Source organism: Gardnerella vaginalis (genome assembly GCF_001546485.1).
In the GTDB taxonomy this organism is placed as follows: Bacteria; Actinomycetota; Actinomycetes; order Actinomycetales; family Bifidobacteriaceae; genus Bifidobacterium; species Bifidobacterium vaginale_D.
In genome coordinates this window covers 36,306-53,187 of the sequence record NZ_KQ956873.1, presented here as the reverse complement: position 1 = coordinate 53,187, position 16,882 = coordinate 36,306, and the positions used below count along the sequence as shown (strand labels likewise).

Sequence of the window (16,882 nt, the reverse complement as noted above, 5' to 3'; positions counted from 1 at the left end):
GATTATTACGCTACTCGATTCCCCGCCAGTTTTTCTACTTGATAACGCGCAAAACCAGCGGCTTTCCACACACTACATCCAGCTTTTGTAAATCAGCAATAACCTCATGCAAATCCGCTTCAGAAGAGGCTTTTGCTAGCATGCGCATATCTCCCTGCCCACCAATTCCACATGCTGGACAATCACCATCACCTTCATATTGTGCTTCGCACGATGAAGATAAACGCTCAACCTGAACGCCGTGAGATGCAAACACATCCATTACTTCTTCACACAATGCTAACGAAGTATCTTCCATGTTGCATCGCACCACAAAATCTGCACGAGCCTGTTCGTCAGAAGCTGGCACATACTTGTTGTACATTGGCACGCCAAAACCTGCACATCCGCGCACAAGATTTCGCGCCGCACTCACAACATCTCCCACAACAGCGCTGGCTGTTGGAGCACCGCCAGCACCACGACCATAGAACATTAAGTCGTCTGCAGCCTGCGCTTTCACAAACACAGCATTAAAACTGCCATGTACAGACGCCAAAGGATGCTCCGCTCCAACAAGCGCCGGATACACGCTAACACTTACGCCGTTTTCGTCATGTCGTTCAACAGCTGCAAGTAGCTTAATTACACGCTTTTCCGCGCTCGCCGCCGCAATATCCGCAGCAGTAATAGCAGTAATTCCTTCAACTGAAACGTCGTCAATACTTACCGGCATTTGGAATGCGAGCGTCGCAAGAATAGCAGCTTTATTTGCAGCGTCGAAACCTTCAACGTCTCCAGTTGGATCCGCCTCAGCATAACCTTTTTCTTGAGCTGCACGCAAAGCAGTATCAAAATCAAGTCCGCGCACCGTCATTTCGTCAAGAATATAGTTAGTAGTGCCGTTTACTATGCCAAAAATTTGCGTAATTTCGTCACCAATAAGCGACTCTCGAAGCGGACGCAAAATAGGGATTGCACCGGCTACAGCAGCCTCAAAATACAGGTCAACACCGTGACTTTCTGCGCACTTATACAATTCTGGACCAAATTTTGCAAGCAACGCTTTATTGGCAGTCACAACAGATTTACCGTGCTCAAGTGCAGTTTTTACAAAAGTATGAGCCGGCTCAAGCCCACCAATAAGCTCTATTACAATATCCACATCCTCACGAGCACACAACGCTGCCGTATCTGTAGTAAGCAAATCGCGAGCAATCCAAGGAGCGTCAACTTCTTCCGGGCGTAAGCATGCAACTCCCACAAGCTCAACAACAGCACCTGTTCGAGCAGCAAGCTCATCGCGCTGTTCGACTATGAGTCGCGCTGTTTGTGAACCAACAGTTCCAGCACCCAACAGTCCCACACGAATAGTCTTATGAGTTAACTGATCACTTTGCATAGCTTTCGCCTCCCTACGTTGATTTACATTTTATATTTTATTGTTATGCGATTATTGTTACTTGCTTTTACGCAAATAGCATAAGCACATTCAGCAGTATTGAAATTATCAAAAATGCGATTACTCCAACAGTTCCATATAAAGCTTTGTTGCCTGCTTTCTTTGGAAGCTCTTGCGGCGCATCAAAGAACACAAGATACTTGCGACGACGAACCAACAACACTACGCCAATTACAAGCACTATAAACATAAATATTCCATAGATGCCAGCTAACATAAAACCTGCTGGAAGCCTTGACAGTTCCTGATTTGACAGCTTATCTACCTCAATCATATTGCCGCTTGCATCTGTTAATTGCTTTTCCAGCCATAATGCGACTATACTTCCTTGGAAATTCACAATCATGTGAAGCAGTATGTTGTATCGCAAGGTAGATGTGCGAACATACATATATCCAAATACAAGTCCTAACCCAAATGCGTAGAAAAATTGGAACACATTCATATGGAAAAGCGCGAAAGCAAGTGCGGAAAATACAATTGCTCGTTTTTCACCGTATGCTCGTAATCTTCCCAATATTTGTTTTCTAAAAAGCCATTCCTCTACGATTGGTGCAAGAATTACTACAAATATAAACGTTTCCCACATGTTTCCCGATGCAATGGTGTCAGAAACACGATTTTCTGCTTTCCCACCACTAAGAAACGCAGCGAGCGCAGTACCGATTAAATTTCCGATATACATAATCGGTATGCTTACTGCAAAGAATCCGCCAAATTGACGTAATTTCATAGGAAATTGGCGAGTTGTTTCCACTGGAACAGTTCGCATAAGTAGCATAGCGATTGGAAGCGCAATTACATATTGTGCAATATCCGATACCAGTATTGTGCTAAAAGAGTCACTCAGCATGCCTTTAGGCACGTATTGCTGAAAAAGTATACCAAGAGCATATGCAACGCCAATCCAAACTACAAGGAACAGGCATAAAGACATGCCAACAGTCCCCTGGCGTTTACGTGCCAACACATATGTATCGTCATGTTGAGGTTCTTGCAAATTTTGCATACCTGTTCCTTTTTGCTATTTTGCAACCACTTACGTAATTACTTTTTATTGATAGGTAATTACTTTTTTGTTGATCATTCAATTATTTTTTTGCGATTTACTCAGTAATTATTTTTGTAGTTCATGAAGTTATTTCAAAACGCCTTCAATAAGTTTCGTAATTAAATCACTGTAGCTTATTCCGGTTGCTTCCCAAGCTTTTGGATACATGGAAATTGGCGTAAATCCAGGCATTGTGTTGATTTCGTTAAGAATTACGCGCCCGTCTTTAGTCACGAAAGAGTCTACTCGACTAAGCCCACGCCCGTCTGCCGCTTTGAATGCTGCGAGCGCCGTTTTGCGAACGAGTTCCAAAGTTTCTTCCGGCAGATCTGCTGGAACTTCAACGTGCGAAGCTGCAGAATCCATGTATTTGCTGTCAAAATCGTAGAACTGATCTTCACCTGCCTGACGCTTGTCGAGCACCACTTCTCCAGGCAAACTTGCTTGAGGCTCTTCGCCGTCACGAGCTGCAAGCACCGCACACTCGATTTCACGCGCGTCAATTCCTTGCTCTACCAATACTCGCCAATCGTGTTTTGAAGCCTCAAAAACAGCTTGTGCTAAAGCCTGGGCATCGTGCGATTCCACTTTTGTTACACCAAAACTAGATCCTGCGCGACTTGGTTTTACGAAAAGCGGGTATTCGAGTTTTGCAGCCTCAACTTGCTCAAGAATTTCGTTTGCGTATGCAACAAAATTATTCGCCGAATCGCTTGCAAACTTGCGTGCATCCAGTGCAATTCCAGGAGCCACAGCAATTCCGGCTGCTTTAAATAGTTGCTTTGCATAGTATTTATCCATGCACGCAGCTGATGCCAACACTCCGCAACCAACGTATGGAACTTGCATCATCTCAAGCAAACCTTGCAAAGTGCCGTCTTCACCGTTTGGACCGTGAAGCACAGGGAAAACAGCATCAATATGACCTAAACTTGTCAGCGTACCGTCAGCTTCGCGCACCAAAAATCCGTCTGCACCCTTTGCAGGGTCAAGCACAACATCGCGCGTTTTTGCGGTTTTTGTGATTACTGGAAGCTCCCCCTCGTCCATACGGAAGTTGCGTGGATCTTCACCACCAACAATCCACTCTCCTTGCTTCGTGATTGCAATGCGTACGATTTCAAAACGATTTTCATCTACAGCACTGAGCACTCCAGCAGCAGATATGCAAGAAATCGAATGTTCGTCCGCTTTACCGCCATACAAAAACACTACGCGTTTTTTCGTCATTTTTTCCTTCATTATTTTAGTTTTGATTATTTTAATTATTTACGATTATTTACGATTATTTACACGCGCTACTTTTCGCGCTACTTTTCGCGCTACTTTTCGCAAAAGCTACCTACTCTTCGCAAACATCTTCGTCAAAAAGCATTGCGAGCATTTCTTGACAGGAAATTCCTTCTTCCAGCACGCGAGCCATTGCACTTGCGAGCGGAGTTGCGACGCCCAAACGCTTGCCCATTGCAACTACTGCGCTTGTGGTCGGCACACCTTCAGCCACGCCATTACTCACAGCTGTTGCTTCTTCAACACTCATGCCTTTACCAAGATTGGCACCGAAAGTGTAATTGCGACTTAATGGGGATCCGCAAGTTGCAACCAAATCGCCAAAGCCTGCAAGACCTGCAAAAGTGCGCGAATCTGCGCCTTCCGCAACGCCCAAAGCCGTCAATTCTGCCAAACCGCGCGTTTCAATCATAGCCGCCGTATTTTCGCCGTATCCTGCGCCTCGAGCCATGCCAACTGCGAGCGCAACCACGTTTTTCAGCGAGCCGCACATTTCTACGCCGATTACGTCGGTTGACACAAACGCCTTAAAGTAGCTGTTTGAGCAAGCTTTTGCGACTACTTCTGCTTGAGATTTTTCTGCGCACGCAACTACTGCTGCAGCCGGATGACGAGAAGCAACTTCCTTGCTTAAGTTTGGTCCGGAAAGTGCGGCAAAACGGTTACGCGGTAAGTTCAAAGCTTCACACACAACTTCGTCCATACGTTTGCCTGTTGTGCGCTCAATGCCTTTCATAAGCGAAACTACAATCGCGTTTTGTGGAATCAAACCCACGAATTCTGCTAAGGCAACGCGAGCAAATTGTGCCGCAATAGCCACAACTACAATATCCGCGTTCGCAACAGCTTCCGCTCTATCCCCAGTTGCGGTCATATTTTCTGGCAGTTTTTCCACGCTTGGCAAGCGCACACCGTTATGATGATGGTCGCGAATTCCTTCAACGATTTCCGGCTCTATTGCCCACATCGTCACTTGATTTCCTGCGTCCGCAAGCACTTGACCAAATGCAGTTCCCCAAGCACCAGCACCCAACACCGTAACGTTCATGTTTACGTCCTGCCTTTCGGTTTGAAGTTTCGTGGGCTGCGTTATAGTTTCGCGTATTGCGCAGGCTAATTTGCAGCTCAATTTTGACTTATAATCACACTATTACTTAATACTACACACGCCGCTTTACGGGATTTTAAAAAGCTACTTTATTGTATTCTTCCTTGTATCTTTCCGTATATTGTTATTCTTCCGTAACGCGTTTCATCTGCCTGTAATCAAAGTATCCAGCAGGCGCTTTTTCGCCGCGAATCTCTTCCATGATGTGCGTCATGCGCACTCGCACGCGACGAGCTAATTCTTCAGCTGCTTCCATTGGGGGCAATTCTCCCCAAATTTCGCTTCCCTGTAGTAAGTCGGCATAATCAAGCTGAGTATCGTAGCACATTACCACATTTTTCTTTGGCCACGGCCACCAGTGGTTAATGCTTGCAGCACCCCAAACAACCGCGCAAAATAGCGGAATCTGATGCCCTAGTCTGCGTGAGGCTTCGAGCGCAATAATTCCAACGCCTGGTTTCATGCTCATAGGCCATTTTTGAGGGTCACGCGTTAAAGTGCCTTCCGGCCAAATGCTCAGCGGTCTGCCGTTGGTGAGGATTTTAATAGATTCTTCCTCAATTTCGCGCGCTTTTCCGCTTCTGCGCGGAACCGACTGCATACCTACTAGCTGGAACCATTTGCCTAAGATTGGCCAGTGCGCTAGTTCTGCTTTTGCCATGTAGCGAGGTCTACGTCCTTGGTGGAATAGCGCTGTCATTGGTACAAAAACGTCGAACATTGTTACGTGCGTGCAAGCGGTTATAAACACGCCTTCTTCTGGCACGTTTTCTAATCCCCACGCCTTTACTTTGCAGCGCGAACGCAATACGCGCGACGTTCCTTCGAGCAATCTTTCGGTTGCTTTTGGATTTTGCGCGTTGATTTCAGCTTCGTTTGGTTTGCGCGCTCCCGTTGGATAGTAATACGTTGGGTCAACTAAGTTGTGTACGCGTGCTAAACGCTCTACTTGCTCATCACTGAGCGGTTTGACAGCACTTCTTGGCGAAGGTTTTCCTTTTGATACCATACGTCTATTGTGCCGCACGCTATAAACCTGCGCTCAACCTGCGCCAAACCCGATTTCTTAACCTTTTGTATTTACTAACGCCTTTGCAATTAAACCATGCTTGGGCGAGCAAGCCCAAGCCAACACAAAAAGCACTGTAGCAACAAGCACAATCGTGCCGCCTGTTGCCGTATCAAAACTCCACGAAATATACATGCCCACAATCGACGAAACGCAACCAATAACCGGTGCCAAAATCATCATTCTCGACAACCTATCCGTAAGCAGCCTTGCTGTTGCAGCAGGTGTCACCAGCAGTGCAAGCACAAGCACATTACCAATAATTTGCACAGAAACAACTACCGCAATCGCCACCAGCACGTACAACATTCCATCAAGCCAAGCCACTGGCAATCCCATTGCGCGCGAAGTTTCTCGATCCATCGACACGCACACAAGTTCTTTGTGGAACATACTCAGCAACGCCACAATAATCAGCCCTGTAACAGCTACCACAGCAATATCCGAGTCCGGAATGCCTGTAATTGAGCCAAATAAGAAGGATTCTAAGGATCCTGCGTAACCTGAAGCTTTTGAGATGATTACGATTCCAAGTGCGAAAGCAGATACGAAGAATACTCCAATAAACGAGTCTTCGCGAAGCCTGCGGTTTTGACTAAAAATAGATACGATGAGCGCGGTTGCAACTCCTGCGAGCGCACCTCCAAATAACAAATTGCCTTGTAATACGAAAGCTATAGCCAATCCCGGAAAAACTGAGTGTGCTACAGCGTCACCAATAAATGCCATGCCGCGAAGCACCACATAGCAGCCAACTACTCCACAAATTACACTAGAAAAGCAGGCTACAATAAGCGCTTTGAGCAGGAACCAAAGATCGGGGTTGGTTAAGTCCTGTATAAATTCGATTGGCGATAACATTTACTTTTCCACCCCACTATGCAGTTTATTATTTTCGTCAGTTTTCACATTTTTACACATATTTTCCTGAGCATTTTCTTGCCCAACAACACGCTCAATAGCTTTAATAAGCGGATTTTCAGGTGCTACATGGAAGGTTTGCACCCACTGTTCAGTTTGCAAATGTTGCGGCTTGTCGTCACCAACAATAGTGCCATCAAACAGCATAATTCTTGAACATGAGTTCATTGAGCCGATTATGTCGTGAGAGCTCATAAGAATTGCTTCGCCAGAAGCAGCTAAAGTAAGGAATAAGTCAGTAAGCAATTCCTGAGTCGGCATATCGAGTCCGGTAAAAGGTTCATCAAGCAGCAACAATCGAGGCTCTCCAGCCAGTGCGCGAGCAACCAGCACGCGTTGACGCTGACCGCCAGAAAGCTCTCCAATTGTGCGATCTCGAAAATCAGCCATTCCGGTACGCTCAAGCGAAGCAAGCGCTATTTCATAATCCTCTTTTTTCGCGCGACGAACATAACCAATATGCCGAATCCTACCCATCATCACAACATCAAGCACAGAAAGCGGAAAATCCCAAGCAATATCATGTCTTTGCGGCACGTAGCCAACATACGATACGCGCGCATTCACACTATTATTTTCCGCATGAGGAGCACGCACTTCCAAATTTCCTGCATGCGGAATCAAACCCATAATCGCGCGAAACAGTGTAGTTTTACCAGCACCATTCGCACCCAGCAATCCCACAAACTCGCCACTTTGGATACCAAACGAAACGTTTTTTACAATAACGCGATTCCCATAACTTACACTCAAGTTTTGCGCATTAATAACAGTATTTGCATCCATATGTAATCCTCACCAAATCCTCATAACTTCAAACTCACTTCAAACTCACTTCAAACATTTCGCCAATGAGTCAGCGTTCGCACGCATCATATCCGCATAAGTTCTCACCTTTGCGTCGAAAGCGTCACCATAAATTGGACAGACTTTCACATGCGCTTCAGCAGCCAATTCCTTAAGCACCGAAGAGCGCGAAATCAAATTCGGCTCCAAAAATACCGCTGGAATTTCCAAGTCACGCAAAATTTGCGAAAGCCTACGTCTATCCTGTACGCTTGGTTCACTCGAAGGGTTGATTGTTACAAATCCTGCAATGTTGACACCATAAGTTTTACCTAAGTAGGCAAAAGCATCGTGCGTTGTAACCAAATTGCGACGTTCTTTGGGAATTGCTGCAACTTTCTTGCGCATATACGCGTCCACATCCAACAGTTTGTTAATATAGCGATCCGCATTCGCACGGTATTTGCGAGCATTTTGAGGGTCAACTTCGCACAAACGGTCAGCAATAGTGCGCACATACGCAATACCGTTTTTTACCGACTGCCACAAATGCGGATCAATATCGCCGTGAACATGCTTTCCTAAAACAGCCTGCGGAAGCTGATACAACTTTTCGCGCGCTGCACCCAAGAAACGATACCCTTGCTCTGCTGGAATTTCTTTCAGCGCATTCGTCGGCACTTCTACTACTACGTCATGCGGCGCATAATATACGCGTTTTGGCGTAGTAGAGCGCTTTTCTTGCAGCGTATCTACTCGGTACATAAATCCACGCGCCGCTAAATTGTATGCTAAATCAGCATGACCTTGATTCAAAACTACGCGAGCGCCACGCTTTTTCGCTACTTTCTGCGCATTTACACCAACAGCAAAACGCATTCTAGTATTTCCTAAACTCGCTACTCGCGCTCCTTGCGCATCTAAAATATCCGCATGCCAGTCAAGCGTATACTCTCCTGGCTTGCTAAAAGCCCAACTTAAATGCGTGTGTGCATCCGCCGGCAAATCCACGTGATCTTCGTCGTTAATTCCGTTCGCTGAATTTACGTAAGTTTCCACGCTACCAAAAGTGCCAGTTAGATAAGCAAATAATGCTCCCGGTCCACTCACTTTCGTTGCAGTTAAGCGGATTCTGTCGGAACGCTTCATATTGTATGCGTTTGGCTTTATTACAGTTGCGCGACCTTCTTTTGTGGTAGTAGATGGCGCATTTGACTGCGAAGATTGGCCAGATTTTTCTAGTTGGTGAGTTTGTGTTGAATTTGTTTTTGTTTTATTGAGATTGTTGAGCGATGCTAGTCCACTAGCAGTAGATGGTGATTCTTCCGCAGGATATTGCGTATTGGTAGAACCTTGCTCTCTTTGCACTTCATCTCCTGGTTGCGCAGCTACACGCTCCGTAGCAAGCCCGAGCCAAATAGTATCTAACGACACATCCTCAACCATTGGAATAATATCTGCAGCATGTTTCACGCTTTCTTCAGCAAGCTGCACATTCGGCACACCCTTACGCAAATTCGCGTCTAAAGCAGTGATAACACCATGTTCCTCGAGCATCATGTAGTTGCTGAAAGCTACATCTGCGTACACAACATCTCGAATAGAACGCAAGCGCGGTTCATAGGAGTGCGGATCTGCATTATCTAGCACAATAGAACTTACGTCTGCTGCATCTCCTGCCACGTTAGCAACCATATCTCGCAAAACACCGGTTGTAGTAACAACGTTTATACGTCCATTACGATGCCCTGCACGATTATCGCTAGAAATTGTTCCGCAAGCAGCGAGTGGTAGCACAAGAACCGTAGTCGCAATAATGCTCACTGCAGCAAGCATAGTTCGTTTTATTGTTCTGGGCTGAACAATCACCCTTTCACGCTCCTACTACTTCTACTTAATAACGCAATAGCCAATTCAAATTAATAAAACCACGCTTATAGAGGTACCATATTCCAGCACCCAAAACACCAAACACTGCTAAAAGACCACCAATAAGCAGCGAATAAGCAAGAACAGGATTATGTTGGAATAAACCAGCAATACCTGTTGGCTCATTATCTACAAGTTCAACATCATCACCGAGTTTTTGACGATATAAACTCTTAGCAAGTCTTTTATTGCTAATTTTTGATACGAGTCCTTTATGCTTCTTTTTTGCAACACGCGGCAAACTTTTACCAGAATTGAAACTGCTTCCGCCGAAGCTGCCATTATGCCTTCCAGCAAAAGCAGCGCTACCACCATGCCCGGAAAGCATACTACTGCCAGACCCACTACCAGCGCCCTTTCCAGCGCCTTTTCCAGCAGTAGGAGACGAAGCTTGGATAGGATTTGTAGGTTTACTTGGAGCAGAATCGCCGTCCACAGATGTCATTGGTGTTTCCATTGGGTCTACGCCAACTGCAACATGAATACTGCGGCTGACAGTGGAAGTTCCATCAGAAGCTTGGAAGTGTAGAGTGTAGTATCCAGGCTTATCAAAGTCCCAATTTGCATGCGCATGCGTATTAGCAGGTATTGTGTAATTGCTTGCCCCTTGTGTCGAGAAAATCTCTTGGTCACCACCGCCTAAACCACCGAACATCCATACGCGCACGTTTCCAGGACCATCAACACCAGTCAAAGTTAATTGTGTTGGCTTATGCGGATTCATGGATTGATTATTCCATCCCATCCATGGAACTCCATTAATTTGCGTTTGTGGAATACGGTAAACGCCTTGAGTTTTTCCAGCATCACTTACAGCAAATACAACAGTATCTGGGTTGCGGAAAACGTGGCTTCCTGTCACATCTTCTTGTACAGCCATATCAACTTTATTAGATTCGCCAGTGTATACTGCAATATCTACATGCCCATGATCGATAACGAGCTTGTCTCCTTGAAGATCCTTAAATTTCGTGACTTTTGCACTATTGCTAGCATCTTGCGATGAATTTTGATTTTGCTGTGAGGAATGAGTACCGGCATGATTTTGAATCAACGATCCGCTGTTCTGCGTCGTTTGTGAATGCTGTGTGTTACCGGAATTCGACGGCACTGCTAAACCTTGCTCCGGTTTAGCGCCAGGCCACGGCGTCACATACACTGTGTTGTTATTCCCGTTGATGAAGAATGCTCCATTACTTTGCTGCACATTAATGCTATTATCTTCGCCATCAGCATCTGCATCATCTTCATCTTCGTCAGCATTATTCTCATCATCTGCACTATTCTCATCATTTTCATCATCTTCATCAAATGATGGACCATCATAGTCAGCAAAATCACCTGCAGTCACATCGTGATTGGTTACGTGGAAGGTATATACCTGCTCAGCAGACTGTTCTTTACCATGAATCGTTGCAACAGCTTTCATCGCCAGTTTGTATGTACCTGGTCGCGTAAATGACCAATACATGTGTTCATGCTTACCTTGAGTATCACTAACATCAAATGATTTAGGCCACCCATCTGCTGAACCAAGCATTTTTTCGTAACTTTCACCACTACGTGTATACAAAAATACTTCGCCATCATGAGGAGCTTCTATTGAAGTCAATGACATTGTTACTGTCGGGTTTATCGCCGCTTTACCGGCATTCTGATACATAGGGCGAGTATCAAGCCCTGGCCACAAAGCACCAGTATTCCCAGCACCTGACTGGTCAAAGAACCAAACTACACCTTCACGCGTTTTTGCGTAAATCTCCTTTATTGCAGGACTATCTTCATCTTGAGAAAGTTGCATGATGTTTTTAGAACCAACTTCAAAAATAAGCCGATTCGTATCATAACGAGCACCGTCATTATCATCACTTTCAAATGAATCACCCAAAGTTCCTAATACCATACGCTGGCTTGCAGTATCAAAAAAGGTAGCAAAAGTATCGGTATGCCCCTTATACGCATGGCACATTGCCGCTTTAGTATCAACTTCAGGCTGCGGTGCTGTATGCGCTAAGCGAGCAGCTTTACAAGCTTCAAAATTAGCTTTTTTTATCGCAGCAAAATCTTTTGACGACTGTTGCTTACCATTTGCTGCAACAACAGAATCATTATCAGCCGCGAATGCTGACGGGCTTCCCGCAACCATGCCGCACAAGCACATGCCAACCAATAAAGCGCGAGATAATTTCTTTATAGTATTACGCATCATCATCACCACAATTTCTTATTTCCATTGAGAAGAATCAAAGCTGGAAGAATCAAAGCTGGAAGAATCAAACTGAGAAGCGCCAGATTCAGTAGTATGAGTATCAATTGGCGCCATTACAGTAGTTTCTTGCTCACGCACTAAATTCGACAAACTATTTTCATGCTTGACTGTTTGCTGAGCATGCTGCAATGAATCTCGTTGCGCAAGCGCCTCCTCACGAGCTTTTTTGCTTTTCATCACAGCAATGCACACAAAAATCACAATAATTACTGCAATAACAGCCACAAACACACCAATAAGCTGAAGCGCTAAAGTCGTATCATCATTCTTTGTTACATTCTTACCTTTATGATTCAAAGCACTATGAGCATGATGGCGTGAATTACCTTCTGCTGCATTATCACCTTGAGTATTGTCGGCATCTTGAGCACCATCATCTGATTGCTCATCATCATCTGCACTAGAATCTGCACTTGCACTTAAAGCAGCATTCGGATCCGTATTATCTCCAACTGCAAAGTTAAGAACACGAGTATCACTAACTGAGCGACCGTTCTTCAGTTTGCCAGAAAAAGTAAGTTTTACATGATATATTCCAGGCTTAGAAAATACCCAATTGACGTGAGTATGAGCATTAGCTTCAATCCAACTATTTTGCGGATACCCCTTAGTACTATCCCAAAGTTGCTGCGGATTATTATTACCATTTTCTAAGTAAACGTGCAGTTTACCAGGACCACTCACTCCTTCAAGTGAAAGATTAGCACCTCTATCAAGCTCGTTTAAAACGCCGCCTTCCTGAGTATTCCAACCAAGCCACGGCACGTCCGGATTCTGAGTTTGTGGAATCACATATAGTTTTGTTCCAGGCTTCTCACCAATAAAACTGTATGCAGCATCGTCAGGCATAGCAATAATCGAGTTGCTCCCTAATTTAAATACCACATTTTCTGGGTCTCGCCACACTGGTTCATCACCAGTATCATCACGAATTTTTAGTTTCCATTTGCTATCAATGAGCGTAGGCCCAAAATCAGCATGACCAGCTTGAATCATCACTGGCTGATTGCCTTCCGCAGCTTGAGCAGCACTATCTATTGGAGATGGTACGCATAGAAAAGCAATCGAAATAATAAGAGAAAATACCATAGCAAGTAGCGCAGTTGAATACACATACTGTCGCCTTGCATGCTTTGCTTGAGTTGAGTTGCTATTCATGAATATAAGCTTTCTTTTGTAGATTACGAATTGTAAATCTTGTTGTTTCACAGCAATTTCATACGAGGCCGCATCAATACGCTACATGCACCGGTTATAGTGCATAAACCAACGCTGGCAGTACCAGCAGCAGCTGCAACCCATTGCGTCGACGAGTGATTTTCTTCCGCATCATCAGCATCATCAGCATCATCAGCATCATCCTCATCATCCGCATATGTGCCGTCATGGTCCTCACCCTCATGCGCACTACGATCCTGCTTATTGTTGTTTGCTGCCGATTTTGCTGCCGATTTACTGCTAGCATCAGCAAAATTGCGGACAGTTTGCCCAAGTTTCTTAGCATGCTTATTACGTTGCATACTCATTGAATGATGTAAGTTGTTAGCACCTCGACGATTCATAGTACGCAATGATTTTCCACTTGTATTTTCTGTTCTTGTAAAGGAACCAGATTGTACAGCAGAGCCTTGTTGAGTGCTATGCTGAGCATTATTGTTGTGCTGGTTACGCTGATTACGCTGATTACGCTGATTTTTCGTACGCTTCAATTTTTTATGAGATCTCTTAAAGAAATCAGGCGTAAACTGGAATGCTCCATGAGTATTGAAACCATTATTCAAACCGCCGTTAAAACCACCGGCTGAACTGTTACCAAAACCATTACCAAAACCATTGTGTGCAATGCTAGCAAAAATACCATTCACAAAATTACTGGCACCATTCACACGCTTATGATGTTTTTTGCGTTTTTTATGACGCTGCTTCGTACCAGGATTACCATCGATTTCTGATTCGGATTCTTGCGAACTTCCACCATGTTGTGCATCATGTTTGTTATGAGCACCGTCGTCCATTTCAATAATGTAATCACAGAACTCATCAAATTTACTATTACGATATAGCTCTCCATTTTTTAGGACTAACGATGGACGAATCGTTGCACCTTGCATAGACGCATCAAGTTTCAGCTCCAACTTGCTACTTACAGCACCAGGAATGCGCTTAAATTCGCGCTCCCCTTCCTTCTTTATAAGCCACACATAATCCTTAACTATAGAAGTTACAGGATCTGTTGGGTCGTCAACAGGTTCACCAGTTGTACCATCTGTAGCGACGTGAGGATTAAGCAGGATTGTCCTTGCGCGCAAAGTGTCGCCAGGCTTATATCTTTTATATGGTGCGATTGCTTTTACTACAGGATGACCGTCAGCACCATGATCTTCAACTGCAATAGTTGCAGATGCAGTATCTTTCCCGATTTGCGTAGCACCTTCAGTAGCATGTGCATAAACCTTCATCTTATTCATTGCAGGTTCTGCTGGTAGCTGCAATCGATCAGCAAAAAGCGTAGTTCCATACGCATCTGGACCTTCATCTGCACGCACATAGCGCCATTCAATGCGAGCGCCCTTTGGCCTATTTACTACCTTTAAATCTAAACCGCCGAAACCTTCGTACGAATGATAATGTGGGTGCGGACCAGAATCACGAATATTCCCGATGCGCATATCGCCGCCATCATCTTCGTCTGTATCTTTGTGTTTTTCAGATGCTTCATGCGACGTTGTATCATCATTTGGATTAATAAAATCTTCACGTCGATGTAAGTCGAGTGTTTCAGTAAGAGTTGTTGAAGGTACTTCTCCAGAATACGTATCTTCAACTTCAAATGTATATTCTGCAGGTTCAGTTGTAATTTTTTGTTTTGTTTCTTTATTGGTGATAGTAGCAGTTACTTTTAGTTTGTATACGCCTGGCTGCGTAAAACCCCAGTTCGCATGCACATGACCGGCAGTATGCTGATGAATAACACCAGGAAGCATAAATCGACTACCATCAACATCTGGTTCATCATCTAAGTCGTTCTCTTCAAACGATACTTTCTTTGAGTTTTTGCCCACACCTTCGGTTGACCACAATAAAACTCGTCCGTTCATAGGGCCAGTGATTTGTTGAATCGCAATATCTGCTGTAGCATCATCAGCATGAGCTGCACCAACTAATGATGCGGCATAACCAGTATCCCAGCCTGGATATAAAGGATTGCCTTTCTGCTTTCCTGCAATGTCAAGATAGTAGTAACTTGTAGCAAGATCTGGCAGTTGCGATTTTTCTGTATAAGTGTTTTTTAATACACGAAATGTTGTATTTTCAGGCTTAAGGAAAGTAGCACCGTCTTTTTCAACTGCCATGATGAATTTACCCTTATGTTGGATTGGGTAAAAGACATCAGTATGACCATGTTCAATTACTTGTTTAGCAGTTGCATTGTACTTACTTTCAGGATTTCCTCCTTCAGAGGCATATGCTGGCAATGCTGCACTTAATCCCGATGCCAATACTGCGAAAGCAAGCATCATTACGCCTACTACTGCAAACGCACGCTTCGCAACATTTTTTACAACCTGAGTCATGCTGTGTTTCCACTCTCTACACTTCATCTTCTTAACGTTTATCTGCACTCTTCTTTTTCGCAGATATTTATTGAAGATATTATTACAACGTTTATTAATAATAATAATGATTCTCATTAATAGTCAAGTCAACACTCCGAATAAACCAATTGCAGATCAAAAGTATGTAAAAACTAAGCTCATACATCTTGTGACAGTCGCACTAACAACCCATCGAACGTGGGTTATTCCTTGAGCTACGAACGTTACTACCGCAGATTGTTAGCTGAAGATAGTAACAATATTCAGGTTGTGGCTTATAACGCAGGATATTCACCAACATAGCTTTACACGCTTTCGCCCCACAAACCTACTTTGTAACTATCAACCGAATAAAGAACACCACAAATAAGAACACCACAAATAAACAAAAACGCTGGCAGCTTAAAGCAACCAGCGCAATCATTGAGTAATTTTTAATATTTATCTAATATTTTTAAAAGCAACTTTAGCCTTCTACAATATCCGCATTAAGGCAAGTCTTAAAGTGACGCAAAGCCCATTCGTGACCTGCAGGATCAAAACTTGCCACGGCATCCTTATGAACTACAATCTTGAACCCAAGATTATATGCGTCAACAGCAGTGTGAAGCACGCAAATATCCGTGCAAACTCCCACCAAATGCAACTCCTCAATGTGACGCTCGCGAAGCTTAATCAGCAAATCCGTGCCATTAAACGACGAGTAGCGAGTCTTGTGAATGTAATACACGTTACTTTTGTTTTTATTCGCCTCATAAAAATCACCAAGCGTGCCATACAGCTTCTGACCGTGAGTTCCGGCGATATTGTGCGGTGGGAACAGCTTAGTTTCAGGATGATACGGGTCGTTCAAATGATGCGTATCAATCGCAAAAACCACGAACTCACCAGCGTCAAGAAATTCCTGCGAAATCTCCGTAATACGCTTCTCGAGCTTTTGGGCAGGCTCGCCCACAGTAAGAGAGCCATCGCTTGCCACAAAATCATTCGTATAATCAATGTTAATAAGGGCTTTATTCATACCTACTCCTTGTATGAAAATCGCAGAATAATCGCAAATAGCATTACTGCTAACAGCATTATCGCAAATAGCTCTACTGCAATAGCATAATCGCTTTAGTTACAATATTCCGCATTCTTAATTGCTTAATGTTATTTCAATTGATAGCCCAATTATCAACTCAATTGCTGGCCCAATTGCAATCGGCGCAATACCTTAATACCAAAAGCTTCTGGAAGCTTATCGGTAGCTTACGTAAAACTTTCTTAAAAGCTTACCAGCAGCATACCGAAAGCTCATGCTTCTGCGTCGACTACCATTATTTAATCACTACCTTTCGGCAAGTGTAACCATGAAACATTTGCGCGACGACGTGCTTGAGCGCATAAAGCATAATGCGCGAGAAGTCACTTCGATTCGCT

The 16,882-nt window shown here is 44.2% G+C and carries 12 protein-coding genes; all 12 read right to left on the bottom strand.

Annotated features, from left to right (window positions below):
* Positions 1–34 precede the first annotated feature (34 nt).
* The 12 genes from HMPREF3208_RS05835 to HMPREF3208_RS05780 all read right to left on the bottom strand — a co-directional run bounded on the left by HMPREF3208_RS05835 (position 35) and on the right by HMPREF3208_RS05780 (position 16,481).
* Complete coding sequence (locus HMPREF3208_RS05835; RefSeq protein ID WP_064347706.1) at positions 35–1,381, bottom strand: homoserine dehydrogenase; 1,347 nt, start codon at positions 1,379–1,381, stop codon at positions 35–37.
* Positions 1,382–1,448: 67 nt separating this feature from the next.
* Positions 1,449–2,450 (bottom strand): CPBP family intramembrane glutamic endopeptidase, encoded by a 1,002-nt coding sequence (locus HMPREF3208_RS05830; RefSeq protein WP_016636824.1) that lies wholly within the window; start codon positions 2,448–2,450, stop codon positions 1,449–1,451.
* Between the two features lie 129 nt (positions 2,451–2,579).
* The gene (locus HMPREF3208_RS05825; protein WP_064347704.1) at positions 2,580–3,722 is read right to left on the bottom strand and encodes a D-alanine--D-alanine ligase family protein; all 1,143 of its coding nucleotides are present in this window, start codon (positions 3,720–3,722) and stop codon (positions 2,580–2,582) included.
* 112 nt (positions 3,723–3,834) lie between these two features.
* Entirely contained in the window at positions 3,835–4,830 is a 996-nt protein-coding gene (locus HMPREF3208_RS05820; protein WP_016636822.1) for an NAD(P)H-dependent glycerol-3-phosphate dehydrogenase, read from the bottom strand.
* Positions 4,831–5,014: 184 nt separating this feature from the next.
* Positions 5,015–5,899 (bottom strand): lysophospholipid acyltransferase family protein, encoded by an 885-nt coding sequence (locus HMPREF3208_RS05815; RefSeq protein ID WP_064347702.1) that lies wholly within the window; start codon positions 5,897–5,899, stop codon positions 5,015–5,017.
* Between the two features lie 57 nt (positions 5,900–5,956).
* Positions 5,957–6,820, bottom strand: a complete 864-nt coding sequence (locus tag HMPREF3208_RS05810) for an anchored repeat-type ABC transporter permease subunit (RefSeq protein ID WP_016636820.1) — start codon at positions 6,818–6,820, stop codon at positions 5,957–5,959.
* Positions 6,821–7,666, bottom strand: coding sequence for an anchored repeat-type ABC transporter ATP-binding subunit (locus HMPREF3208_RS05805; protein WP_064347701.1), 846 nt, complete (start codon positions 7,664–7,666; stop codon positions 6,821–6,823).
* A 45-nt stretch (positions 7,667–7,711) separates the two neighbouring features.
* Complete coding sequence (locus tag HMPREF3208_RS05800) at positions 7,712–9,502, bottom strand: anchored repeat ABC transporter, substrate-binding protein (protein WP_064347699.1); 1,791 nt, start codon at positions 9,500–9,502, stop codon at positions 7,712–7,714.
* Positions 9,503–9,560: 58 nt separating this feature from the next.
* Positions 9,561–11,804 (bottom strand): choice-of-anchor M domain-containing protein, encoded by a 2,244-nt coding sequence (locus tag HMPREF3208_RS05795; RefSeq protein WP_064347697.1) that lies wholly within the window; start codon positions 11,802–11,804, stop codon positions 9,561–9,563.
* A gap of 15 nt (positions 11,805–11,819) precedes the next feature.
* A complete protein-coding gene (locus HMPREF3208_RS05790; RefSeq protein ID WP_064347694.1) occupies positions 11,820–13,022 on the bottom strand; it encodes a TIGR03773 family transporter-associated surface protein in 1,203 nt (400 codons plus the stop codon).
* Between the two features lie 47 nt (positions 13,023–13,069).
* Entirely contained in the window at positions 13,070–15,439 is a 2,370-nt protein-coding gene (locus HMPREF3208_RS05785; protein ID WP_064347691.1) for a choice-of-anchor M domain-containing protein, read from the bottom strand.
* 487 nt (positions 15,440–15,926) lie between these two features.
* The gene (locus HMPREF3208_RS05780) at positions 15,927–16,481 is read right to left on the bottom strand and encodes a cysteine hydrolase family protein (RefSeq protein WP_016636814.1); all 555 of its coding nucleotides are present in this window, start codon (positions 16,479–16,481) and stop codon (positions 15,927–15,929) included.
* Positions 16,482–16,882 lie beyond the last annotated feature (401 nt).

Coding starts and splice junctions, on each gene's coding strand:
- HMPREF3208_RS05825 (WP_064347704.1), bottom strand. CDS start 3,722: ATGACGAAAAAACGCGTAGTGTTTTTGTATGGCGGTAAAGCGGACGAA.
- HMPREF3208_RS05830 (WP_016636824.1), bottom strand. CDS start 2,450: ATGCAAAATTTGCAAGAACCTCAACATGACGATACATATGTGTTGGCA.
- HMPREF3208_RS05810 (WP_016636820.1), bottom strand. CDS start 6,820: ATGTTATCGCCAATCGAATTTATACAGGACTTAACCAACCCCGATCTT.
- HMPREF3208_RS05835 (WP_064347706.1), bottom strand. CDS start 1,381: ATGCAAAGTGATCAGTTAACTCATAAGACTATTCGTGTGGGACTGTTG.
- HMPREF3208_RS05805 (WP_064347701.1), bottom strand. CDS start 7,666: ATGGATGCAAATACTGTTATTAATGCGCAAAACTTGAGTGTAAGTTAT.
- HMPREF3208_RS05785 (WP_064347691.1), bottom strand. CDS start 15,439: ATGACTCAGGTTGTAAAAAATGTTGCGAAGCGTGCGTTTGCAGTAGTA.
- HMPREF3208_RS05820 (WP_016636822.1), bottom strand. CDS start 4,830: ATGAACGTTACGGTGTTGGGTGCTGGTGCTTGGGGAACTGCATTTGGT.
- HMPREF3208_RS05790 (WP_064347694.1), bottom strand. CDS start 13,022: ATGAATAGCAACTCAACTCAAGCAAAGCATGCAAGGCGACAGTATGTG.
- HMPREF3208_RS05780 (WP_016636814.1), bottom strand. CDS start 16,481: ATGAATAAAGCCCTTATTAACATTGATTATACGAATGATTTTGTGGCA.
- HMPREF3208_RS05800 (WP_064347699.1), bottom strand. CDS start 9,502: ATGCTTGCTGCAGTGAGCATTATTGCGACTACGGTTCTTGTGCTACCA.
- HMPREF3208_RS05815 (WP_064347702.1), bottom strand. CDS start 5,899: ATGGTATCAAAAGGAAAACCTTCGCCAAGAAGTGCTGTCAAACCGCTC.
- HMPREF3208_RS05795 (WP_064347697.1), bottom strand. CDS start 11,804: ATGATGCGTAATACTATAAAGAAATTATCTCGCGCTTTATTGGTTGGC.